This window comes from Streptomyces sp. NBC_00386, from assembly GCF_036063235.1.
GTDB lineage: Bacteria > Actinomycetota > Actinomycetes > Streptomycetales > Streptomycetaceae > Streptomyces.
Genome location: NZ_CP107950.1, coordinates 1,569,996 through 1,592,359 on the forward strand (window position 1 = coordinate 1,569,996; position 22,364 = coordinate 1,592,359).

Here is a 22,364-nt window from a genome sequence, read left to right on the forward strand (position 1 = left end):
CGCCCCGCTATTCGCTTTCGAGATTGGCGGCGATGCGGACCAGAACGTCATTGGCGGCCAGGAATTCATCCTCGGAAATTCCGGAGAGCGACTGTACGGCGTGCGCGTTGACGAGTGTTTCCGCGCGTTCGTGCGCCGCGTTTCCCGGTTCGGTGAGTGTGACGGTTTCCCCGGTCACCAGGACCCAGCCCCGTTCCACGAATTCATCGACGACGAGCTGATAGGAAGTTCCGCCGTCCACCGCCAGAAATGGGGCGAACGCGGCGTCGATGTCGGTCACTTTGTCGACGCCGATACTGATGGCGTGCAGCACCTGCCACTGCCGCCGGTCAAGTTTCTCCTCGGCGAGGGCCCGGCCGGTCGCCTCGTCGAAGAGTCGGTGCAGATGCAGGAGCCAGTAGCCGAGACGCTTCGTCGTGTTCTTCTGCAGCACGGTGATTCACCTCATCCCGTCACGGACGGTATTTTGCGGACGAGACCCTCGTGGTGCGGAAGGACCCAGTACAGGTTCAGTTCAATACGGGAGAAGAGCCACCGGCCCTCCTCGCGCACGTAGGTGTCGCTGAACTTGCCAGCCACCATCGCACTCTCGTCGTCGAAGACGACCCTCTCCTCGAAGAAGCTGACCCCGGTAGCCCCGTCGCCGGAAACCTGCACGTCATGGCCGTGCACGAACTGTTTGACGAGCAGTCGCGAGCCGGGCTTGTCCTGCTGGATGAGGCCGGGCAGCGAGGAGAAGTACTCCTGGATCGCGGGCCGTCCGGCGGCCTGGCCGAGGTGCTGGTAGTCGAGGTGCGCGTCGGCGGAGAACAATTCTCCGACCCGGTCCCAGTGCCCGTCGTTGATGCGGCGCGGCAACTCGGCGCGCAGGCTGTGCAGTTCTCGTACGTCTTCGAGCGCCTGCACTCGCTCGACGAGTGATTTCACGAGATCCGCGAGTTCCGTCTGCTGCGGCATGGACGAAGAGGCCCTTTCCGTCAGGGGGAATCGGCTGGACTGTGCTGCCATTCGACCTTGGCAGCTTCGTGTATTCCGGTACAAGGGGAGCCGGAGGAACCTACGGTCGGACCGTAGGGTTCCTTGTGGTGGTATTGCGGTCCCGCGGGAATGCGAACGCGCCGCCCTCCGGCAGGAGGACGGCGCGTCATGGTGCGGTTCGACGGTTACGAGGGTGGGACCCCGAGCGCGGAATGCAGTTCCCGCCGGCCGGAGACACCGAGTTTCCGGTAGACGCTCGACAGGTGGAACTCCACCGTGCGCACAGCGAGGAAGAGGGTTTCCGCGATCTGACGGTTGCTGTATCCGGCGCGGGCCAGTTCGCTGATGCGCAGTTCCTGACCGGTCAGGTCGGGCAGGTCGCGGCGTTCCAGGGCGGCCCTCAACCGGTCGCGCCACAGGCCGTTGCGGCTGTCCCGGGCGACCGCGCACGCCGCTTCCAGCCGTGCGCGGGCCCCGGTGGGATCGCCGCGTTCGACCTGTAGGACGGCGAGGTCGTGGAGGGCGTGGACGAGCTCACCGCGCGCATGCGCCAGGCCCAGGAGTTCCACCGCCTCCTCCAGCAGGGCCACCGAGGAGTCGTCCCGGCCGACGACGGCCACGGCGTGCAGGGCGAGACCGATGCCGCGGGGGGCGCCCCAGGTGCGTGCCGCGGTCAGCTCGTCGGTGGCCAGCGCGAGCGCCAGGTCGTGGCGCCGGGTGGCGAGCGCGGCGAAGGCGGCCCGTGAACGCCAGGGAACGACGGCCGGGTTGGACACGCTCTGTGCGATCAGGACGCGTCCGCAGTAGATGAAGTCGTCGAGCGCCGGCTGGAACCGGCCGGTCGCCATGTGCAGCGCTCCGCGGGCGTTCAGGACGTACGCCACGTCGGGCAGGTTCGGGTCGAGCCGGCCTGCCAGTTCGTGCGCGAGGAGCACCTTGTGGGCAGCGCCCGTGTCACCTTCGAGGACGTGGGCCTCGACCAGCCAGGCGGCGGCGAGCCGGGTAAGGGCCTTCGGCAGACCCCGGGCCAGGGCCTCGCGGAGCAGGGCCGCGGACTTGACGCCGTCGCCCGCCAGCAGGCTGACGCGCGCCCGCATCAGTGTCAGCAGTTGCTCGTGCCGCGGGGAGCCCAGCCAACGGGCGTCCATGGCCAGCTGGCGGCACTCGGAGTGGGCGGAGACCAGGTCTCCGGTGTACAGCAGGGTCAGGATCGCCAGCCACATGCAGTACGGGTGGCCGCGTTTTTCCCGGGTGCCCAGGATCGTCTCGACCTGCTCGTGGACGAGGGCGCGGCGTACCCCCAGGTTGGCCAGTTCGAGGCTGTGCAGCGACAGGCAGACCTCGTCGGGCGGTATCCGCTCGTCGTCTTCCGCGTCCAGGCGTCCGGGGATGTGGACGGCGGAACCCTCCCGGAAGGGCCCCGTACCGCTCCCCGGCCGGCCGGTCGCATGTGCCGTCTCGGTCATCATCTTCCCCTCGGCTCGGCATGGTGGAGGTCCGCCGGGGCCGTGTCAGTCCGTATCGGAATGCTGATGGAGCGCTGATGCGACGGGGCCGGGACGCCCGGGCCTCGCCGGGGTGCGGGCGGGGCCGGGGTCGCGATGGACAGTGGCGCGCGGGGCGATCACCGGCTCGTGGGGGGTCCCGCCGGGCTCACGTCCGGACGGCGTTGTCCGGGGCACCTGGTCGGGCTCGGGGTGGGCTCGGGTAGGGCACAGCATCGGAGAGGACAGGCTCTCGGCAAGACCGATTCGACCGTACACGGCGAACATTGCTGCTATGTCAAATGAATGTTCGACCGTCATCCTGGGCGCCGGAATGCCCGGCCCTTGGCCCGGACGCCAGCTGTTGAAACGTGAAGGTCGCCACAGGGGGACCGGAAACGGACGCCCTAATTCCGCACCTCAAGAAGAAAGGGCGAACCGCTCCGTAAAAGCGTCACCGATGTCGCCGTACAGCCGTCGTCGACGTACTCGCACGCATGTCACCGATGTGTCCGAATAAGCGTCACCGGTGTGCGCGAATAACTGTCACCGATGTATCTGAATACACGTCACTCACGTCTCCGAACAATGTCACCGATGTACCGGAACAAACGTCACCGATGTTCCCGAACAAATCCGCCGGTATTCCGTCACGCCGGCCCGGTGCCAGCCGCGACGAGTCCCGCGACCGGCGCCACATGGCGGCGGCTGATCAGCCAGCGGCCGGCCTCCAGCTCGAAGTCGTCCTCCACCAGCCCGACCACGGTCCAGTCCGCCGGACGGTGCCGCCCGTCAGCCGTGCGGGTGGCGCTCCAGTGCCACACCGTGGCGTAAGCCTGCAGGTGAGGCATGCCGTCGGTCCACTCGATCAGCGTCTGCCCCAGGACATGCGCGACCGTGGGCTCACGCCGGAAGGCCCGACCGGCGGACATGAAGGTCGCGAACTCGTCCCGCCCGTGGAAGCGCTGGATCGGGCCGGGCATCACGTCGTACTCGATCAGCGCGTCCTTGGTGAAAACGTCCACGAGCTGCTCGTACCGGCCCGTGTCCACCAGCCGGAAGAACTTGTAAAAGGTCCGGTAGATCTCCCGCTCCGCCTCGATGGTGGCCAGGATATCGTCGTTCGGGGAGGCCATGGCTTTCCTTTCCGGCCGCTGGTCGGTTTTCCGTTCATGATGCCACGGACTTTCCCACCCACCGAAACAGGCCATTGACGGCCCTTGCCGCACCTGGTTACGGTACGCCCGTTATCGGGTTTCACCACGGCCCGGTCCGCACAGGGGGAGGAAAGCAGCCATGCACGTCGCGCTTTCCTCCGTTCGTGCCACCGCGTTCGACGCTGTGCCCACCCCGGCCGAGACCTTGCTGTCGTCGCGCCGCCACATCGATCTGCAGCGTGTGAACAGCGCGGTGTGTCCCACCGCCTGAATTCCGTAACTGTCCGGCGTCGGCGCGACAACGCCCCCGGCGGGCCGCTCCCCCACACGGCTCCCAGGACCCTCGCCCGCCGCGCGCCTTCCCCGCCCTTCCCCGGCTCGATTTCCGCAGGAGACACCACCCGTGAACAAGGATCGCCCGAGTCCGTCCCGCTCGGCCTCGTCGCTCGCCCTGATGCTCACCCTCGTCGCGACCTCGAGCGCCTGTGGGGGCGCCGCCTCGGGCAGTTCGGACGCGGACAACGGCTCACCCGTGTCCGGCGGCACGCTGTCCTTCGCCGTCGCCACCGACGCCGGATGCCTCGACCCGCAGCAGGTCGGCAGCAGCGACACCCTCTACGCGCTGCGCCAGACCGTCGACTCCCTCACCGACCAGGATCCCTCCTCGGGCCGCATCGTGCCGTGGCTGGCCCGTAGTTGGGAGGTGGGAGACGGCGCCAAGTCCTTCACCTTCCATCTGCGCTCCGGGACGACGTTCAGCGACGGCAAACCCGTCGACGCCGAGGCGGTCAAGAAGAACTTCGACGCGATCGGAAAGCTGGGCGGCCTCGCGATCCTGGCGCAGGGCTACCTCAACGGCTACCGCGGTACGCAGGTCGTCGACGAACTGACCGCCAAGGTCACCTTCGACCAGCCCAACGCCCAGTTCCTCCAGGCCACGTCCACTCCGGGGCTCGGCCTGGTCTCCCCCGCCGACATCGCACGCACCCCCGCACAGCGCTGCGCCGACGGCGTGCACGGCTCCGGTCCCTTCACCGTCGCCGCGTACCGGCAGAACGAGTCCCTCACGCTGAAGAAGCGCAAGGGGTACAGGTGGGGCTCAACCGCCTGGAAGAAGAAGGGCGAGGCCTACCTCGACGCCGTGAAGTTCACCGTGGTCGCCGAGTCCGGAGTACGGGCCGGCAGCCTCGGCTCCGGACAGGTCGACGCGATCGGCGGGGTGCGCCGCCAGGACGAGGGCGTGCTGCGCCGCGGAGACGCCCGCGTCGTGCGGCGGGCCAACCCCGGCGTGGTGTTCAACCTCGGCTTCAACAACGCGCGTCCACTCACCCGCGACGCCCGCGTACGGCAGGCGGCGCAGGCCGCGATCAACCGCGCGGAGATCGCCTCGGCCGTCTTCCCCGGCGGCACCCGGCCCGCCGCCAGCGTCCTGTCCCGCACCACCCCCGGCTACACCGACCTGTCCGAGGAACTCGCCTTCGACCGGAAGAAGGCCACGTCCCTGTTGGCCGAGGCCGGTTGGACCAAGGGCAAGGACGGGATCCACCGCAAGGGCGGGACGAAACTGAGCCTGACCGTGGTGACCTTCAGCAACGCCGGCGCCTACCAGTCCGCGCTCGAGCTCGTCCAGCAGCAGCTCAAGGACGTCGGCATCGAGCTGGTGATCAAGCAGCTCCAGGTCACCCAGTTCCCCCAGACCCTGAACACCGGAGACTACGACGCCCTCTGGGGCGGCGACCTCACCCGGGCCGACCCCGACGCGCTACGGACCCTCTACTCGACACACCAGGTCAACTCCTACCGCCTGCCCGCGGGCGAACTCGACACCGTCCTCGACCGGCAGGCGGCCACCACCGACACCGCCGGGCGAGACGAACTGGTCGCCCGTGCCCAGCAGTTGGTCGTACAAAACGCATACGTCCTGCCCATCGTGGATCAGGAGGCACTGTTCGGCGTCTCCGAACGCGTCCACGACCTGACTCCCGGGGCATCGGGCGGCGTACGGCTGCACGACACCTGGAAGAGCTGACGGCCGACTGCGGCGAGTGCGAGGGACGATGATGCGACGGTATGTGCTGTGGCGGCTCGTGCAGGCGGCCGGTGTGCTGTGGGCGGCCTACACGCTGGCCTTCCTGCTGCTCGACCTCCTGCCGGGCGACCCGGTCGCCGCGATGGCCGGCGCCGGGCTGAACTCCACCCAGGTCACCCCCGAGCGGCTGGCCGAGCTGCGCGCGGAGTACGGCTTCGACCGGCCGCTCCTCGTGCGGTACGCGGCCTCTCTCGGGCAGGCCCTGCACGGAGAGTTGGGCGATTCCGTCGCCACCGGGCGTCCGGTGGCCGACACCATCGCCGACGCGCTGCCCGCGACACTGCAACTGACCGCCGTCGCCCTGCCGCTGGCCGTTCTGCTCGGCGGCACACTGGCGCTGGCGGCGACCGCCACCCGGCGGCGCTGGCTGCGGCAACTGCTGCTGTCGCTCCCGGCGGTCGGCATCTCCCTGCCCGCCTTCTGGGTCGGTCTGATGCTCGTCCAGCTGTTCTCCTTCCGCCTGCGGCTCTTCCCGGCGTTCGGCGACGACACGGCCGCCGGGCTGGTGTTGCCCGCGGTGACGCTGGCGCTGCCGGCCTCGGTGCTGGTGGCACAGGTACTGTCCAAGAGCCTGCTCGCCGTGCTCGACGAGCCGTACGTGCAGACCGCGCGGGCCAAGGGAGCGGGCCGTGCCCGGGTGCAGCTGCGGCACGCCCTGCGCAACGCCTCGCTGCCCGCCCTCACCGTGGTCGGCCTTCTCGCCGGGCAGCTGACGGCCAACGCCGTCGTCGTGGAGAACGTCTTCTCCCGCAACGGCCTCGGGCGGATCACCACGCAGGCGGTGACCGTGCAGGACATTCCGGTGGTGCAGGGCGTGGTGGTGTTCGGCGCGCTGGTCTTCGTCCTCATCAACTTCCTGGTCGACCTGGCGTATCCGCTGCTCGACCACCGCATCGTGACATCCGGCCGAAGGAGCCCCGCGTGACCGAGGCGCTGACCACCGACCCGCAGGCCGGAACGGATCTCCCGGGCCCCGCGACCCCGGCATCGCCCGCGGTCCCCCGCCGCACCCGTGGCCGTCTGCTGCGCTTCCTGCTGCGCCGCCCCGGTCTCGTCCTCTCGCTGCTGCTCGTGGCCGCCGTCCTGCTCGCCGCGTTCTGGCCCGGCCTGTTCACCGACCGCGACCCGCTGCGGGGCACCGCCACCGAGATCCTCCGACCACCGGGCGCGCGACACTGGTTCGGCACCGACCAGCTGGGCCGCGACATGTACGCGCGGGTGGTGCACGGCGCGGCGCTGTCGCTCAAGGCCACCCTGATCGCCGTGGCCGTGGCCTTCCTGGTGGGCGGCGGCCTCGGACTCGTGGCGGGTTTCGCGGGCGGCTGGATCGAGGCCGCCTTGATGCGGCTCGTGGACGTCCTCCTCGCCGTCCCCGGCCTGTTCCTGTCGCTGGCGGTGCTGACCGCGCTCGGCCGGGGCACGGTCCACGTGGCACTCGCCGTCGGTCTCGCCGGCATCGCGGGCTTCGCTCGGGTCATGCGGGCCGAAGTGCTGAGGGTGCGGCACACCGCGTACGTGGAGGCGGCCCGCCTGTCCGGCTCCCGCTGGTACGCCGTCCTGGGCCGGCACGTCCTGCCCAACGCGGTGGGACCCGTGCTGGTCCTGGCGACCCTCGACCTGGGCACAGCCGTGCTGTCGGTGTCGGCCCTGAGCTTCCTCGGCTTCGGTGCACCGCCCCCTGTCCCCGAGTGGGGCACGCTGATCGCCGACGGCCGCGACTACCTGGCCGACGCCTGGTGGGTGGCGACGCTCGCGGGCCTGACCGTCGCGGCCCTCGTCCTCGCGGTCAACCGCATCTCCCGCGCGCTGGACGGCGAATGGGCGGCCCAGCGATGACACCGACCCCGCTGCTGTCCCTGCGCGGCCTGCACGTCTCCTACTCCACCCGGAGCGGCCCCGTGCACGCCGTACGCGGCGTCGACCTCGACATCGCGCCGGGCGAGATCGTCGCCCTCGTCGGGGAGTCCGGGTCCGGCAAGAGCACCACCGCGCACGCGGTCACCGGTCTGCTGCCTCCCGGCGGCAGGATCGACGCCGGCCAGATCCTGTTCTCGGGACAGGATCTCGCCACCCTGTCCGAGAAGAAACTGCGGGCCGTCCGCGGAACCCGCATCGGACTGGTCCCGCAGGACCCGGCCGTCTCCCTCAACCCGGTCCAGCGCATCGGCCCCCAGGTCGCCGAGGTCCTGCGCATCCACCGCCTGGCCACCCGGCGCGCCGCGCGCGAGCGGACCCTGGAACTGCTCGCCCGAGCCGGGCTGCCCGACCCGCACACCCAGGCCGACCGCTACCCGCACGAGCTGTCCGGTGGGATGCGGCAGCGCGCGCTGATCGCCGTCGCCCTGGCGGGTGAACCACGGCTGATCATCGCCGACGAGCCCACCAGCGCCCTGGACGTCACCGTGCAGAAAGGCATCCTCGACCACCTCCAGACGCTCGCCCGCACGTCCGGCACCGCCGTCCTGCTCGTCACCCACGATCTGGGCGTCGCCGCCGACCGGGCGGCCCGGATCGCCGTCATGTCCGAGGGCGTGATCGTCGAATGCGCACCGGTCGCCCGCCTGTTCGACGCCCCGAACGCCCCCTACACGCGCCATCTCCTACACAGCGCACCGCGGTTGGACGCCCCGCCGATCGCCCCGCCGCCAGCCCGCGACCGACCCCCGATCCTGGAGGCCGAGCACCTCACCAAGGACTTCCCGCTCCCCCGCTCAGCGGGCGGCGAGCGCACCCTGCGCGCGGTCGACGACGTCGGCATCACCGTGCATCGCGGCGAGACGGTCGCCCTGGTCGGCGAGTCAGGCTCCGGCAAGTCCACGACGGCCCGGCTGATCCTGCGTCTGACGCCCCCGACCGCGGGCCGGATCCTCCTGGACGGCGAGGACCTCACCGACGCCCGGGGCGCCCGGCTGCGTACGCTGCGCCGCCGCGTCCAGTTCGTGTACCAGAACCCCTACGGCTCCCTGGACCCGCGTCTGACGGTCGGTGACATCGTCGGTGAACCCCTGCGCGCCTTCCGGGTGGGCGACAGGGCCGGTCGGGCGGCCCGCGTGGCCGGGCTGTTGGACCGGGTGGCGCTGCCCGCGTCGGCGCTGCGGCGCAGGCCCGCCGAACTGTCCGGCGGCCAGCGTCAGCGGGTGGCGATCGCCCGCGCGCTGGCGCTCTCGCCGGACCTGGTGGTGTGCGACGAGCCGGTCTCGGCCCTCGACGTCTCGGTCCAGGCACAGATACTGCGGCTGCTCGCGCAACTGCAGGCCGACACCGGCGTGGCGTACCTGTTCGTCTCGCACGACCTGGCCGTCGTACGGCAGATCGCGCACCATGTGGTGGTCATGCGGGCCGGACGGGTGGTGGAGAGCGCCCCGGCCGACGACCTGTTCCGCGCGCCCGCCCACCCCTACACGCGCGGCCTGCTGGCCGCGGTACCGGGCCGGGAGCGGGCCGGGTGACGCACATCCTGGTCGCGGAGCAGCGCGGCCGTCCGACTGCACGCGCTCCCTCAGACGGGCGGCCGGTTCCGCAGAGCCGTGTCGGCCACCTGCTGCGGGTTGTCACAGGTGGTACCGCCGACTGCTTGGACGGCGATGCTGTTCTCTACGGTCATGATGTAGCGAGCGAGCAGTCCGGGATCGGTGTCTGGGGGCAGGTCGCCTTCGTCGACGGCTTGCCGGAACCGGTCGCGGAGGTGGCAGGCGCCCTGTCCGCCGACCCCGATTCCGACGCCCGCCTGTTCACCGGCCCACGCGGCGGACGCATCTCCACCGCCGTCCTGCGCGACGCCACCCACTGGGCCGACGTGGTCACCAAGCTCGGCCACGAGCACCTGCGCCGCCACGACCTCCGGCACACCGGACTGACCTGGTTCGCCGACGCCGGAGTCCAAGTACACGTCCTCCGCAGGATCGCCGGCCACGGGTCACCGACCACCACCCAGCGCCACCTACACCCAGGCGTACACAAGATCACGGCCGCCGGGGCGGCGCTCTCCGCACACTTCAGCGTGCTGCGCGCACCACGCTCGCCACCGATCCCGATCGTCGTGACCCGCTGACCCCGGTCAAGTACGCCGGTCCCCAACCGGTCCCCAAAAAATGGTCAAGGGCCGGTTTCGGATACCTCCGAAACCGGCCCTCACCTGCGACTGTCTCCAGTCGGGACGACAGGATTTGAACCTGCGACCCCTTGACCCCCAGTCAAGTGCGCTACCAAGCTGCGCCACGTCCCGATGCGTCTTACGCGCGGTGTCCCGCGTGTTCGCGCATCCGAACCCTACCGCACGTCGGTGGATGACCGCGCACGCATTGTCATCGTCGCAGCGCAGGCGGGGTCTCCGTATGCGGGCGGAGTCGCCGTAGGGGGCGGGATGGGGCGCCCTGCGAGACGGGAGGGATCGCCGTCAGGCCGGATCGTCCAAGTCGGCCGCGGCCGCCCGGAGTGCGTCGGCCAGCCGGGCGGCGGGCTCCGGCAGGGGGTGCGGAAGGCGGGCGAGGACGAGGCGGCGCCGCTCCTCGGGGCCGCCCCGCACGGACAGGATCCGTACACCGGCCGGCGCCGCGGGGGCCAGCGAGGCGGGAACGGTGGTCAGACCGCAGCCCGCGGCCACCAGGTGCAGTTTGGCCAGCCAGTCACGGGCGGTGTGGGTGATCACAGGACGCTCGTCCAGTCCCGGCCAGACGCCCATCAGCCGCTCGTCGCCGACGGACGAACCGGCGATCCAGCGCTGCCCCCGCAACTCGGCGATGTCGACGGAGTCGGCGGCGGCGAGCGGATGGGTGGCCGGCACCGCGAGCCGCAGACTGCGTTCGCCGAGCGTCCGCACGGTCAGTGCGGGCGACTCGCCGTCCAGGGGGCGGAAGGGCGGCGCCGAGGCGAGCAGGGCCATGTCCAGGGTGCCGGCCCGCAGCGCACGGACCAGCGCGGGGGTGCTGCCCTCCCGGGTGGTCACGGTGATCGCCGGGTGGCTGCGGCGCAGTGCGGCGACGGCACGGGGCAGCAGGACGGCGCCCGCGCTCGCGAACCAGCCGAGACGGACGGTCCCGGCCTCGGCGGGCAGCCCGGCGAGTTCCCGTGCCGTCGCGTCGATCTGGTCGAGAACCGTCACGGCCCGGCGCAGTACGACGTGTCCGGCCGCGGTCAGCCGCACGCCGTCCCTGCGCCGCTCCAACAGCGGTGCCCGTGCGGCCCGTTCGAGCGAGGCGATCTGCCGGGACACGGCGGACTGGGTGTAGCCGAGCGCGCCGGCCGCCGCGGTGAGCGTGCCCCGCTCGGCCACCTCACGGAAGACGCGCAGGGCGACCAGCGATACGTCGGTGAAGTCCATGACGATGACGCATACCAGACCTGAGCAGGTTTCGTTGGACGCATGCCCGAGGTGTTCCTAGCGTGGTGGGCATGACCAACGCACGCATCGCTCTTGTCACCGGAGCCAATCAGGGGCTCGGCTTCGCGCTCGTCGAAGGGCTCGCCGCCCGGATGGCCCGCGACGACCTGGTCCTGCTCACCGGACGCGACGCCCACCGGGTCGCCGACGCCGTCGCGCGGGTCGACGCGTCCGCGGCCACCGTGAGCCGGGTCGAGGGCCGCGTCCTCGACGTCACCGACGCGCGGGCCGTTCGGGAACTGGCGGCCGAACTCGGCGCGCGCCACGGCGGGGTGGACATCGTGGTGTCCAACGCGAGCGCCATGCTGACGCCGGACCGGTCGCAGTCCGAGCAGGCCGACGCCTTCATCGATGTCGCCAACGGGGGCGCGCACGCGGTGCTGCGCTCCTTCGGCCCCGTACTGCGCCCCGGTGGGCGGCTGGTCGTCGTGGCCAGTTCGCTGGGCACGCTGGGTCATCTCGACTCCCGGCTGCATGCGCTGTTCGACGGCTCCTCGCTCGACGAGGTGGAGGCGGCGGTCGAGTCCTGGCGGGCCGCCGTGCACGCGGGCACCGAGCGGGAACTCGGCTGGCCCCAGTGGATCAACGTACCGTCCAAGGTGGCCCAGGTCGCCGCCGTGCGGGCGGTCGCGGCCGAGCGCCGGGACGCCGACCTGGCGCGCGGCACCCTGGTCGCGGCCGTCTGCCCGGGGCTCGTGGACACCCCGCTGTCACGCCCGTGGTTCACCGACTTCAGCCAGGCACAGACCCCGGCGCAGGCCGCCGTCGCGATCCTCGATCTGCTGCTGCGCGAGAAGGCCGATCCGGCGCAGTACGGCGAACTGGTGCGGTTCGGGGAGGTGCTGCCGTGGCACGCGGGCCGGCCGCCGCGCCACCAGGAGAGGCTTCTCAACTCCTAGGAACCGTGCGGGAACCGGCCGGTGGTGGGCGACGCCGGGAACGCGTCACCCACCACCGGGCCACCAGTCAGGCGTTGGGGTCGAACGCGATGCCGGCCGGCTTGGCCTTGGACAGGTGGGAGTTGAAGTTGCCGTCCTTGAGGCCGAACGAGGCGCTGCCGAAGTCGTAGGCGCTCAGCTTGTCGCGCAGTCCGGCGGGGTAGCCGTTCCAGCCGACCAGGGTCGGGAACTGCCAGGTGTGGTGGTGGTTCTCCGGCGGCTCGTCGTTGGTGTTCGCGGGCCGGAAGCAGTGCGTGCCGATGCCGTCCTTGTGGTAGACGACCTTGGGGTGTGTTCCGTCCCAGCGGATCTGGTCCCGGGTGTAGATGTTGAAGTTGCCGTGGGCCGACGTGGAGACGTACTTGGCCTCGTTGTCCTGGACCCACACCACGACGTGCTCCCAGTCGTTGCGGTGCCCGCCGAGGCCGCTGCCGACGACGGCCTGGTCCTTCTCCATGTAGAGGCCGTAGATGATGGCGCACCAGCCGTTGTTGCACTTCTCGCGGGAGTACCCGTTGGTGTTGTCCAGGTCCCAGGAGTCGCGACAGTGGCCGTTCAGGGCCCCGGAGGGGTTGAGGCCGGGGTTGATCGTGCCGTCCGGGCCGATGGCGGGCGTGGGGTAGCAGCCGTCGGTGTCGTAGTCGAAGGCCGGCTGGAACGTCGACTCCAGCGCGTCCGCGTTCCCGGGCAAGGCCGTGGGCGGGTCGGCGAGGGCACTGCCCGCGAAGGCGACGACCAGCGCGACGGCACTGCCGAGGACGAACGAGACCCTGCGGGTCCGCGAGCTTCTTGTCACTGCTTCCTCCAGATCGACCGCGGCGTGGGGGCAGGGCAGACCAGGCGGTCGTCTTGGCATGCCCAGATCAGCCTTCCGGGCAGGCGCGAAAAACACCAGAGGTCGCGGGTGTCAGAGCGATGAAGGATCTACCAATGGGGAGGGTGGGGCGGCCTGTTGGAGGTCACCCGACTCCTTTTGGCCTCAACTTCCTTTATCCGCTGCCTGGTTGCCACCGGGGAACAGGAGCATCGTCTGCCCGGTGGTCCATTGGCGAGCTTCCGCGTCCAGCGCGACGGACCAAGAGGCGGGCAGGCGTGCCGCTTCGCGAACGGCGCCCGGACGGGGCCGAGTCGACGGACCCGGCCCCGTCGCCCTCAGGAGTCCTCGCTCCGCGGCTCCCACCCCTCGTACGCGGCCGTCAGCAGTCCCAGAACTCCGCTCGCGGTGACCTCGCGGGGGTTGGGGTACGACTCCGCGGCGACCTGGGTCGCCGCGCGGGCCAAGTCGGCTTCCCTCAGGCCGATTTCGGCCAGCGTACGGGGAGCGCCGAGGCCTCCCGCGAGGTCCCGGAGGGCCCGGGGGACGTCGTCGGTGTCCATGGCCCGCGCCAGGACGGCGACCGCTTCCGGCGCGGCGGCCGCGTTGTGGGCGAGGGTGTACGGGAGGAGCACGGTGTGGGTCTCGGCGTGCGGCAGGCCGAAGGTGCCGCCGAGGACGTGGGCCAGCTTGTGGTGCAGCCCCATGGTCGTCGCGCCGAGGCAGGAACCGCAGAGCCAGGCGCCGTAGAGGGCCTGGGCGCGGGCCTGTGGATCGGCGGGGTCCGCGGCCACGCCGGGAAGGGCGCCGGCCATCGCCCGTACGCCCTCCTCCGCCATCAGGGAGACCAGCGGGGAGGCGTCGGGGGCGTACAGCGCCTCGACCGCGTGCGCGAGGGCGTTGACACCGCTGGTCACCGAGAGCGGGACCGGGAGGCCGAGGGTGAGATCGGGGTCGTAGACGACGCAGCGCGGCTGTACGCGGGGGTCGCGTCCGGTGCGTTTGACCCCCTGCTCGGTCAGGCCCCACACGGACGTCATCTCGGAGCCCGAGTAGGTGGAGGGCACGGCGATCAGCGGCAGGCCGGTACGCAGCGCGATCGCCTTGCCGAGGCCGATCGCGGATCCGCCGCCGACGGCGACACACCCGTCGGCGCCCGCCGCCCGCGCCACCTCGACGGCCTCGTCGGCGACCTCCACGGGTACGTGCATCCGGGCGCCGGCGTGCACCCCCGCGCAGCTGTCGCCGAGCGCGTCCGCCACCGCGTGCGCGGCGTCGGCGCCCCGGCCGCCGCACACCACGAGGACCCGGTGCAGCGCGAGCCGCGCGGCCTCTTTCGGTGTCGCGGTCACCGAGGCGCCGGGCCGGAAGACGACCCGGGCGGGCCGGGTCTCGTAGGTGAAGTCGAGCGGTGTGGTCATCGGGCCTCCGTCGCGAGTACCCCGGCCGTCGGACCAGGGAGAAATCGAACCCCGGCGGAGCCAGGCGGGGAAGGATCATCCACCGACAGGACGGATCGCCATTCACCACCCAAAGTCCGCACGCGGTCACAATCTGCTGCGGTAGCTTGTGGACTGTGACCACTCACGCGAAGCGTGCGTTCAAGTACCGCTTCTATCCGACGGACGCGCAGGCGGCGGAGCTGTCGCGCACCTTCGGATGCGTTCGCAAGGTCTACAACCTGGCACTCGAAGCCCGTACCGCCGCGTGATACCAGCGACGGGAGAGGGTCAACTACAACGCGACCTCGGCGATGCTCACCCGGTGGAAGAAGACCGAAGAACTCACCTACCTCACCGAAGTCTCCTCGGTGCCCCTGCAACAGTGCCTGCGGCACCTTCAAGCGGCGTTCACGAGCTTCTTCGAGGGACGGGCGAAGTACCCCCGGTTCAAGTCGCGCAAGAAGTCCCGCCGCTCCGCCGAATACACCAGCTCGGCATTTCGCTACCGTGACGGCCGGCTCACGCTCGCCAAGATGAGCGAGCCCCTGGACATCGTGTGGTCGAGGCCGCTCCCCGACGGCGCGACGCCGTCCACGGTGACCGTGTCCCAGGACGCGGCCGGACGCTGGTTCGTGTCGCTGCTCTGCGACGACACGATCCCCCCGGCACCGGCTACCACCAGGGCGGTCGGAATCGACGCGGGGATAACCTCCCTGGTGACCCTGTCCACCGGGGAGAAGATCACCAACCCCCGGCACGAACGCCGTGACCGCGCCCGCCTCGCCAAGGCCCAGCGGGAACTGTCCCGCAAGACGAAGGACTCCGCCAACCGGGAGAAGGCGCGCCGCAAGGTCGCCAAGGTCCACGCCCGGATCGCCGACCGGCGCCGCGACCACCTGCACAAGCTGACCACTCGTCTCGTCCGTGAGAACCAAACGGTCGTGATCGAGGACCTCACCGTCCGCAACATGGTCAAGAACCACGGGCTCGCCCGCGCAATCTCGGACGCTGCCTGGCGTGAGCTGAGGACGATGCTGGAGTACAAGTGCGCCTGGTACGGGCGCGAACTCGTTACGATCGACCGCTGGTTCCCCAGCTCGAAACTGTGTGGGGCCTGCGGCACGATCCGGGTGAAGCTGCCGCTGAACGTCCGTGAGTGGACGTGCGAGTGCGGCACGGTGCACGACCGCGACGCGAACGCGGCGAAGAACATTCTCGCGGCCGGGTCGGCCGTGTCTGCCTGTGGAGGCGGTGTAAGACCTCAACGGGAGTCCTCCCGGACGGGGCAGTCGTCGATGAAGCAGGAAATCCAGCGGGCGACCGTTGGAATCCCCCGCCCTTAAGCGGGGGAAGAAGGCCAATCCGGCTCCAGGACGAGGTCGAAGCGGGCGTGGCGGAAGGGGTTCGCGACACCGAACTCCCGTGCCAGGGAAGGGTCGTCGGTCTCGGCGAAGTCCTGGACGAGACTCCGCTTCACGGCGAAGACGGCGTCCGAGTCCAGATAGGGGCTGCCCGCCACGAAGATGTGCGTGGTGACGGGGGCGTGGCCCTCGGCCGAGGCGATGAAGTGGATGTGGGCGGGGCGCCAGGAGTGACGGCCGGTGGCCCCGAGCAGGGCGCCGACCGGGCCGTCGGTGGGGATCGGGTACGGACTCGGTACACAGGTGCGGAACCGGAAGCGGCCCTCGGCGTCCGTGGTGAAGAGCCCGCGGCCGTTGCCGGGTGGCTGCACGTCCGGCCGCTGGACGTCGTAGAAGCCCTGGTCGTCCGCCTGCCACACGTCGAGGACGGCGCCCGGCAGCGGCGTGCCGTCCCGGGACCGCACCCGGCCGCTGACCACGCACGGCTCGCCGGTGCCCACCAGGTCGATGGCCGCGCCGAGTTCCCGTGCGGGCGAGCGCGTCATGTGGAAGGGTCCGAGCACCGTCGACTCCGTCGCACCCGGGTCGCCGTGGCCGTTCAGGGTCTCCACCAGCGTGGAGACGCCGAGCACGTCCGACAGGAGGATGAACTCCTGCCGGGTGTCCGTGCACATGTGTCCGGTCGCCGTGAGGAAGGCCATGGCGCTCTCCCATTCCGCGGTCGTCGGCCGGCTCTCGCGGACGAAGGCGTGCAGATGGCGGGTGAGCGCGCCGAGCAGCTCACGCAGCCTCGGATCGGCCGTGCCCGCGAAACTGTCGACGACAGCGTCGGTGATCCAAGTGGTGCGTTCCCTGGCCATGCCGCTCCCGTGGTCCAGCCGGTCGTCGTCCTGCCGAGCGCGCCCAGGCTACGAGACCACCGCCCCGGGCGGACGAACCTCGGCGCCGTGTCCGCGGCCACCGGGCCACCGGGCCACCGGGCCACCGGGCCACCGGGCCACCGGGCCGAAACACCGTGACCGACGGCGAGGTACGCGCGATGACCCTTTCCGTGGGGCATCGTTGACCTGGAGGATCACGCCCGCACCGGACGCACGGAAAGTATGATCAAGCAATGTCTGACTTGACCGAAACCACGCCCGGCTGGCTGTCCCGTGACGAACTGGAATCGGCCCGCGCCCGCATGCCGATCCTGTACGTCGAGGCTGTACCGGTGCGCGTCGACGACAACGGCGAAGTCACCCACATCGGGCTCCTGCTCGGCATCGGTCCGGACGGAACGGTCACCCGCTCCCTCGTCTCCGGCCGGGTGCTGCACCACGAGCGGGTCCGGGACGCCCTGCTGCGCAATCTGGAGAAGGACCTCGGCCCGGTGGCCCTGCCCCGGATCCCGGCCTCCCTGCAGCCCTTCACCGTCGCGGAGTACTTCCCGACCCTGGGCGTCACACCGTTCCACGACCCGCGCCAGCACGCCGTGTCCCTGGCGTACATCGTGCCGGTCACCGGCGACTGCCGCCCCCGGCAGGACGCGCTGGACCTGGTCTGGTTCAGTCCGGAGGAGGCCGCGTCCCCCGTGGTCACGGACGACATGCCGGGCGGTCACGGCGTTCTGCTGCGGCAGGCGCTGGCGTACGTCGGACGTATCGCCTGACGCGGGGCGCCGGCGCCCCGCGGGCATCGGGGACGGGTGTGATCCCGTCTGGAGCGGCGGCCTGGCCGTCGACCTGCCCGCCGCCGGACGGCCCGCGACCGGCCACGACACGCCGGGGCTGGTCCGGGCGGGCGACAGGTCACCGCCCCTTCAGCGGCCGCTCCACACCGGGCTGCGCTTCTCCGCGAACGCGGTGGCGCCCTCGCGCGCGTCCTCGGAGACGAACACCGGCGCGATGATCCGCTCCTGCTCCTCCCAGCCCTCGGCGAGCGTCCAGTCCGCGCTGGAGCGGGCGATCCGCTTCGTGGCCGCGACGGCCAGGGGTCCGGCCGCCGCCACCCGCGCGGCCAGCTCCAGCGCGCCCTCCAGCGCCTTGCCCTCGGGCACCAGGCGGTTGACGAGGCCGATTTCCGCGCCACGCTGCGCGGTGATCGGATCGCCGGTGAGCAGCATCTCCATGGCGATCGCGTACGGGATACGGCGCGGCAGCAGCAGTGCGCCGCCGGCGGCCGCCACCAGGGAGCGGGTCACCTCCGGGACGCCGAACCTGGCCGTGTCGCCGGCGACCACCAGGTCGCAGGCCAGCACGAGCTCGAACCCTCCGGCCAGCGCCCAGCCCTCGACGGCGCCGATGAGCGGCTTCTTCGGCGGGGTGACGGTGATGCCGGCCAGCCCCCGGCCCTCGATCGCCGGGCTCTCGCCCCTGAGGAAGGCCTTGAGGTCCATCCCGGCCGAGAACGTCCCGCCGGCTCCGGTCAGGACGCCGACCCGGAGGTCGTCGGAGGCGTCCAGCTCGTCGACGGCGTCCGCGACGGCACGGGCGACGGCCAGGTTCAGGGCGTTCTTCGCCTGCGGCCGGTTGATGGTGATGATCTGCACGCCGTCACGGCGTTCGACCAGGACTTCGTCCGACATGTCGTTCTCCTTGTGGTGCGGTCGTACCGGCTCGATCGCTCGGACGACGCGGTGTTCAGCCGGTCGGCGGCGCGGAGCGCAGGATGCCGACCAGGAATGTGTCGCAGAAGAGGTCCGCGATCTCGCGCGGCGGGAGTCCGGCGTCCTTCTTCAGCCACACGTACGAGTAGTTGAACATTCCGAGGATTCCCTTCAGCGCCACGGACTCGGGCATCGCCTTGAAGTCCCCCGCGTCGATGCCCGCGTTGAGCGTGCGCTGCCACACCTGCTCGTACTGCTTGCGCAGATCGAGCACCGACTCCATGAGCGGGCCCGTGAGCGCGGTGAAGTCCCGGTAGTGCACGGTCCATTCGAGGACGTGGTCGGCGATGTTCTCCATCAGCGTCCGGGCCAGTTCCCTGAAGCGCTCCTCGGGGTCCTCGACGCGCTTCTCGATGTCGAGCGCGATCTCGACCATGACACGCAGCTGGGAGGCGCTGATCTCGAAGAGCAGGGCTTCCTTGTTCCCGATGTGGTGGTACAGCGCACCTCTCTGGAGCCCGACCGCCGCCTCGAGTTGGGCCATCCCGGTGCCGTGGTAGCCGTGTTCGGCGAACAGCTCCGCCGCGGCATGCAGGATCCGAGCTTTCTGAGGTGACTTGGGGGCCATTGACCTGCCATTCTCGAGAAGGGTGCCGGGGGAGGTAGAGACTACCGAGGGTCGTCGCACGCGCTCGCGCGCGCCGGTGGCCCGCGCTGTCAGCCCTCTTCCGGGGCGTCCGGCCGGCCGAGATACGCCGGGTTGGCCACGAGCAGTTTGTCCCGCACCGTCCCGACGACGGCTTCCACGACGCGGGGGTTCACAGGTGTCACGGCGCCGGAGCGCAGGGCTTCGGCGAGGTCCCGCTCCGTCGCGAACCCGAGGCCGTCCAGCCGCCCGCGGTGCCGCTCGGTGACCTCGGCCGAGAGCAGGAGCTCCCGGCGGGCGATCCGCAGGGCGTTGGCCGCGACCCTGGCGAGGTAGCGGCCGCTGCCCTGCGAACCGAGCTCACCGCGCGCGAGGGTGCGCTCGACCACGGCGAGCAGGTGGTCGGCGTCCGGGGCGTCGTGGGGCGCGGCGCCCGTGCCGACCGTTTCGGACTCCGCCGCGTCCACAGCGGTCAGTACGTCCTCGGCCTTCTCGGTCCGCGTCAGCCCGAGCGCGAGCAGCAGGTCGAACTCCGCTTCGCACACCCTGCGGCCGATCACGGCGTGTTCGAGCGAATCCTGTTCGCCTTCGAGGTGTACGGCGGCCTGCTGACGGCAGATCAGCACCCAGCGCAGTGTGCTGTAGACCTCCCACCAGTGCAGCTGTGCGTCGGTCGGACGCCAGCCCGCCACCTCCTCGTACCCGTCGAGGAGCTGTGCGCGGGTGCCGAACCCGCCGACCGGCAGCGCCGAACCGAAGCGCCAGGCCTTCACGCACAGCCAGCCGAGATCCTCGACCGGGTCCCCGCGGTGGACGAGTTCCCAGTCGAGGACGGCCCGGATGCCCTCGGGGCCGACGATGGCGTTGCCGTTGCGCAGGTCTCCGTGGACGACGGTGTCGGCGACGGAGGGCACGGGGTGGTCCTCCAGCCAGCGGATACCGAGTTCGACCGACGGCCGGGGCGTGTCCCAGCGTTCGGCCAGGGCGCGCAGCGCGGCGATCGGATCCTGCCGGGCGAGCCCGCCGAGGGTGTCGGGGGCCATCGTGTGGATGCGCGCGGCGACGGCGCCGAACTGTGCCGCGAGTGTCTCCCTCGCCCCGGCGTACGCGTCGTCGCGCAGCAGGCGGCGGGGGATCACCTCGCCCTCCACGTGGCTCATCACGATGTAGGGGTTGCCGCCGAGCGAGGCCCCGCTGTCCACCAGTTCCGGGACCGGTACCCCGGCCGCGGCGGCCGCGGCCATGACCTTGGCCTCCAGGTCCATCGTCTCGGCGCCGGCCTGGCCCGACAGGTCGCGCCGAAGGACCAGGTCGCGGGAACTGCCCGCGACCTCGGCGGTGAAGCACATGGTCTGCCGGCTGGCGCCGCCGGGCAGGGCGCTGGGGACGGTGGCCGTCACCGGCGCGCCCCAGACGGCGCTCAGGCGTGCCTCGATCTCTTCCTGGTCAGTCATCGAGGTCTCCCTGGAGCCAGGGGGCGCGGGAGGGGTCGGCCAGCAGTCGTCGTGCGACGACCATCCGGTGGACCTCGTCCGGGCCGTCGTAGATACGGGCGAAGCGCGCCTCGCGGTACATGCCTTCGAGCGGTGTGTCGTCGGTGACGCCGAGTGCCCCGTGGACCTGGATCGCCCGGTCGATGACGTTGTGGAGCATCTGGGCGGCCCAGAACTTGACGATGCTGATCTGGATGCGGGCCTGTCCGTCGCGGTCGAACTGCTTCGCCGCGTCCAGGACCATCAGCCGCGCCGCGTGGATCTCGGCCGCGGACTCCGCGACGTAACGCTGGATCTCGCCCTTCTGCGAGAGCAGCGAGCCGTGGGCGTAGCGCGTGTTGGCGCGTTCGACCATGAGCTCGAAGGCGCGCTGCGCCTGGCCGAGCCAGCGCATGGCGTGGAAGATCCGGCCGGGGCCGAGGCGGATCTGGCCGACGGCGAATCCGCCGCCGCGCTCGCCGAGCAGGTTCTCGTAGGGGACGCGGACCCCGGTGAGGCGGATCTCGCAGTGGTCTCCCCTGGTGGAGCCCATGGTCTTGAGTACCCGGACGACCTCGAAGCCGGGCGTGCCGGCGGGCACGACGATCGCGGACAGGGCCTGGTGGGCCTTGACGTCGTCCGGCTCGGTGCGGGCGTAGACCGTGGTGAACGCCGCGTCGGAGCCGCCGGTGGTGAACCACTTGTGGGCGTCGATGACCCATTCGTCGCCGTCGAGCCGGGCGGTGGCCTGGATGAGCGTCGGGTCCGATCCGGCGACCTCCGGCTCGGTCATTCCGGTGCTCGGGGTGATGTCACCGGCCACCAGCGGAAGCAGCCAGCGCCGCTTCTGCTCCTCGCTCGCGAAGCGGTGCAGCATGATCGCGTCCTGCATCGACAGCGTGCCCGCCGCGAGCTGTCCGTACTTGGAGCGGCCGATGATCTCGTTGACCAGCGCGAACTCGTAGAACGGGAGACCGCCGCCGCCGATCTCGGCGGGGTGGCCCAGCGCCCACAGGCCCTTTTCCTTGGCGCTCGCCTGCAGGCGCTTGAGCGCGACGGCGGCGGTGTCGCCACCGGCGTCCAGGGCCCGTTCGGCGGGGATGACCTCACCGTCGACGAACTCCCGCATGGCGGCGCGAAGTTGTGATCCTGACATACTCATGGGCTTCATTCCTGACAGCAGCGGACGGGCAGGGCGGTGCGTCGTTCACTTGGGGGGGAGGCGGACACCTCCGTCGATCCGGATCACTTCACCGTTCATGTAGCTGTTGGAGAGCAACTCCCAAGCGAGGCTGGCGAATTCGTCGGCCTGGCCGAGTCGGCGCGGGAAGACGACGTCCTTGGCGAGCTTGGCCTTGAACTCGGCTGGGTTCGGGACCGTGTCGTAGATCGGTGTCTCGATGAGTCCGGGTGCGATGGTGTTGACCCGGACGCCGACGACACCGAGGTCACGGGCGAGCGGGAGGGTGAGTCCGACGACGCCGCCCTTGGAGGCGCTGTAGGCGACCTGGCCGATCTGGCCGTCGAACGCGGCGACCGAGGTCGTGTTGACGATCGAGCCGCGCGCCCCGTCGGCGTCGGGCTCGTTGCGGGACATCGCGGTCGCGGCGAGGCGCACGACGTTGAAGGTGCCGATCAGGTTGACCTCGACGACCTTGCGGAAGGCGTCGAGGTCGTGGGCCGAGCCGTATTCGCCGTCCTTGCCGACGGTGCGGGCGAGGCTCGGGATGCCCGCGCAGTTGACGACGACGCGCAGCGGGGCGTCGGTCACGGCTGCGTCGACGGCGGCGATGACCTGCTCGGGGTCGGTGACGTTCGCGGCGATGAACCGGCCGCCGATGTCGTTGGCGACCCGCTTGCCGCCGACCTCGTCGAGGTCGAGGACGGTCACCTTGAGGCCCTTGGCGGCGAGGAGGCGGCTGGTGGCCTCTCCGAGGCCGGAGCCTCCGCCGGTGACGATCGCCGAGCTGCCTGCCAGTTCCATCGTTGACTCCTTGGTTCGTGTGCGGTGCGGGG

Annotated in this window: 20 protein-coding genes, 1 tRNA gene and 3 pseudogenes; 9 read left to right on the plus strand and 15 right to left on the minus strand. The window is 70.9% G+C overall.

Annotation, left to right across the window (positions count from 1 at the left end; translation table 11 throughout):
- Window positions 1-7 precede the first annotated feature (7 nt).
- The 4 genes from OG780_RS06725 to OG780_RS06740 all read right to left on the minus strand — a co-directional run bounded on the left by OG780_RS06725 (window position 8) and on the right by OG780_RS06740 (window position 3,598).
- On the minus strand, window positions 8-433 hold the full coding sequence (locus OG780_RS06725) for a MarR family winged helix-turn-helix transcriptional regulator (protein WP_328445668.1): 426 nt from the start codon (window positions 431-433) through the stop codon (window positions 8-10).
- An 11-nt stretch (window positions 434-444) separates the two neighbouring features.
- Window positions 445-957 (minus strand): nuclear transport factor 2 family protein, encoded by a 513-nt coding sequence (locus OG780_RS06730; protein ID WP_328445670.1) that lies wholly within the window; start codon window positions 955-957, stop codon window positions 445-447.
- A gap of 206 nt (window positions 958-1,163) precedes the next feature.
- Entirely contained in the window at window positions 1,164-2,444 is a 1,281-nt protein-coding gene (locus OG780_RS06735) for a LuxR C-terminal-related transcriptional regulator (RefSeq protein ID WP_328445672.1), read from the minus strand.
- 668 nt (window positions 2,445-3,112) lie between these two features.
- Window positions 3,113-3,598: a nuclear transport factor 2 family protein gene (locus OG780_RS06740; protein ID WP_328445674.1), complete on the minus strand. Its 486-nt coding sequence runs from the start codon at window positions 3,596-3,598 to the stop codon at window positions 3,113-3,115.
- Between the two features lie 160 nt (window positions 3,599-3,758).
- On the opposite strand from OG780_RS06740, the gene OG780_RS06745 reads away from it, so the two are divergent.
- The 5 genes from OG780_RS06745 (at window position 3,759) to OG780_RS06765 (ending at window position 9,157) form a co-directional block, all read left to right on the plus strand.
- The gene (locus tag OG780_RS06745; RefSeq protein WP_328445677.1) at window positions 3,759-3,890 is read left to right on the plus strand and encodes a putative leader peptide; all 132 of its coding nucleotides are present in this window, start codon (window positions 3,759-3,761) and stop codon (window positions 3,888-3,890) included.
- Window positions 3,891-4,022: 132 nt separating this feature from the next.
- The gene (locus OG780_RS06750; protein WP_328445679.1) at window positions 4,023-5,648 is read left to right on the plus strand and encodes an ABC transporter substrate-binding protein; all 1,626 of its coding nucleotides are present in this window, start codon (window positions 4,023-4,025) and stop codon (window positions 5,646-5,648) included.
- A 31-nt stretch (window positions 5,649-5,679) separates the two neighbouring features.
- A complete protein-coding gene (locus OG780_RS06755; RefSeq protein ID WP_328457938.1) occupies window positions 5,680-6,633 on the plus strand; it encodes an ABC transporter permease in 954 nt (317 codons plus the stop codon).
- A complete protein-coding gene (locus tag OG780_RS06760; RefSeq protein ID WP_443062117.1) occupies window positions 6,630-7,544 on the plus strand; it encodes an ABC transporter permease in 915 nt (304 codons plus the stop codon). Before OG780_RS06755 ends, OG780_RS06760 begins: the two co-directional genes overlap by 4 nt.
- Window positions 7,541-9,157, plus strand: coding sequence for an ABC transporter ATP-binding protein (locus OG780_RS06765; RefSeq protein ID WP_328445680.1), 1,617 nt, complete (start codon window positions 7,541-7,543; stop codon window positions 9,155-9,157). The genes OG780_RS06760 and OG780_RS06765 overlap by 4 nt, the downstream gene beginning before the upstream one ends.
- A 50-nt stretch (window positions 9,158-9,207) precedes the next feature.
- Here the strand turns inward: OG780_RS06765 and OG780_RS06770 are convergent.
- Window positions 9,208-9,405, minus strand: a pseudogene (locus OG780_RS06770) (TetR/AcrR family transcriptional regulator); the annotation flags it as partial.
- On the opposite strand from OG780_RS06770, the pseudogene OG780_RS06775 reads away from it, so the two are divergent.
- Window positions 9,406-9,759: pseudogene (locus OG780_RS06775) on the plus strand (tyrosine-type recombinase/integrase); the annotation flags it as partial. It lies immediately after the preceding pseudogene.
- Window positions 9,760-9,859: 100 nt separating this feature from the next.
- On the opposite strand, the gene OG780_RS06780 reads toward OG780_RS06775, so the two are convergent.
- Window positions 9,860-9,933, minus strand: a tRNA-Pro gene (locus OG780_RS06780).
- Between the two features lie 171 nt (window positions 9,934-10,104).
- The gene (locus tag OG780_RS06785; protein ID WP_328445682.1) at window positions 10,105-11,028 is read right to left on the minus strand and encodes a LysR family transcriptional regulator; all 924 of its coding nucleotides are present in this window, start codon (window positions 11,026-11,028) and stop codon (window positions 10,105-10,107) included.
- Window positions 11,029-11,099: 71 nt separating this feature from the next.
- Here OG780_RS06785 and OG780_RS06790 point away from each other — a divergent pair, with 71 nt between their 5' ends.
- Window positions 11,100-11,987: an SDR family NAD(P)-dependent oxidoreductase gene (locus OG780_RS06790; protein ID WP_328445684.1), complete on the plus strand. Its 888-nt coding sequence runs from the start codon at window positions 11,100-11,102 to the stop codon at window positions 11,985-11,987.
- 67 nt (window positions 11,988-12,054) lie between these two features.
- On the opposite strand, the gene OG780_RS06795 is transcribed toward OG780_RS06790, so the two are convergent.
- Complete coding sequence (locus tag OG780_RS06795) at window positions 12,055-12,822, minus strand: NPP1 family protein (RefSeq protein WP_328445686.1); 768 nt, start codon at window positions 12,820-12,822, stop codon at window positions 12,055-12,057.
- Between the two features lie 356 nt (window positions 12,823-13,178).
- Entirely contained in the window at window positions 13,179-14,261 is a 1,083-nt protein-coding gene (locus tag OG780_RS06800) for a maleylacetate reductase (RefSeq protein ID WP_328445688.1), read from the minus strand.
- 155 nt (window positions 14,262-14,416) lie between these two features.
- On the opposite strand from OG780_RS06800, the pseudogene OG780_RS06805 reads away from it, so the two are divergent.
- Window positions 14,417-15,625, plus strand: a pseudogene (locus OG780_RS06805) (RNA-guided endonuclease InsQ/TnpB family protein).
- Here OG780_RS06805 and OG780_RS06810 read toward each other — a convergent pair.
- Window positions 15,622-16,503: a dioxygenase family protein gene (locus OG780_RS06810; protein WP_328445690.1), complete on the minus strand. Its 882-nt coding sequence runs from the start codon at window positions 16,501-16,503 to the stop codon at window positions 15,622-15,624. The pseudogene OG780_RS06805 and the gene OG780_RS06810 overlap by 4 nt on opposite strands.
- A gap of 254 nt (window positions 16,504-16,757) precedes the next feature.
- On the opposite strand from OG780_RS06810, the gene OG780_RS06815 reads away from it, so the two are divergent.
- Complete coding sequence (locus OG780_RS06815) at window positions 16,758-17,294, plus strand: NUDIX hydrolase family protein (protein ID WP_328445692.1); 537 nt, start codon at window positions 16,758-16,760, stop codon at window positions 17,292-17,294.
- A 150-nt stretch (window positions 17,295-17,444) separates the two neighbouring features.
- Here the strand turns inward: OG780_RS06815 and OG780_RS06820 are convergent, their stop codons facing one another.
- From OG780_RS06820 to OG780_RS06840, 5 genes are all read right to left on the minus strand, one after another.
- Complete coding sequence (locus tag OG780_RS06820) at window positions 17,445-18,209, minus strand: crotonase/enoyl-CoA hydratase family protein (RefSeq protein WP_328445694.1); 765 nt, start codon at window positions 18,207-18,209, stop codon at window positions 17,445-17,447.
- A 55-nt stretch (window positions 18,210-18,264) separates the two neighbouring features.
- Window positions 18,265-18,858, minus strand: coding sequence for a TetR/AcrR family transcriptional regulator (locus tag OG780_RS06825; RefSeq protein ID WP_328445696.1), 594 nt, complete (start codon window positions 18,856-18,858; stop codon window positions 18,265-18,267).
- A gap of 89 nt (window positions 18,859-18,947) precedes the next feature.
- The gene (locus OG780_RS06830; protein ID WP_328445698.1) at window positions 18,948-20,330 is read right to left on the minus strand and encodes a phosphotransferase family protein; all 1,383 of its coding nucleotides are present in this window, start codon (window positions 20,328-20,330) and stop codon (window positions 18,948-18,950) included.
- Window positions 20,323-21,510 carry an acyl-CoA dehydrogenase family protein gene (locus OG780_RS06835; RefSeq protein WP_328445700.1) on the minus strand — a complete coding sequence of 396 codons (1,188 nt, stop codon included), beginning with the start codon at window positions 21,508-21,510 and terminating at the stop codon, window positions 20,323-20,325. The genes OG780_RS06830 and OG780_RS06835 overlap by 8 nt, the downstream gene beginning before the upstream one ends.
- 45 nt (window positions 21,511-21,555) lie before the next feature.
- Window positions 21,556-22,332: an SDR family oxidoreductase gene (locus tag OG780_RS06840; RefSeq protein WP_328445702.1), complete on the minus strand. Its 777-nt coding sequence runs from the start codon at window positions 22,330-22,332 to the stop codon at window positions 21,556-21,558.
- Window positions 22,333-22,364: the final 32 nt, after the last annotated feature.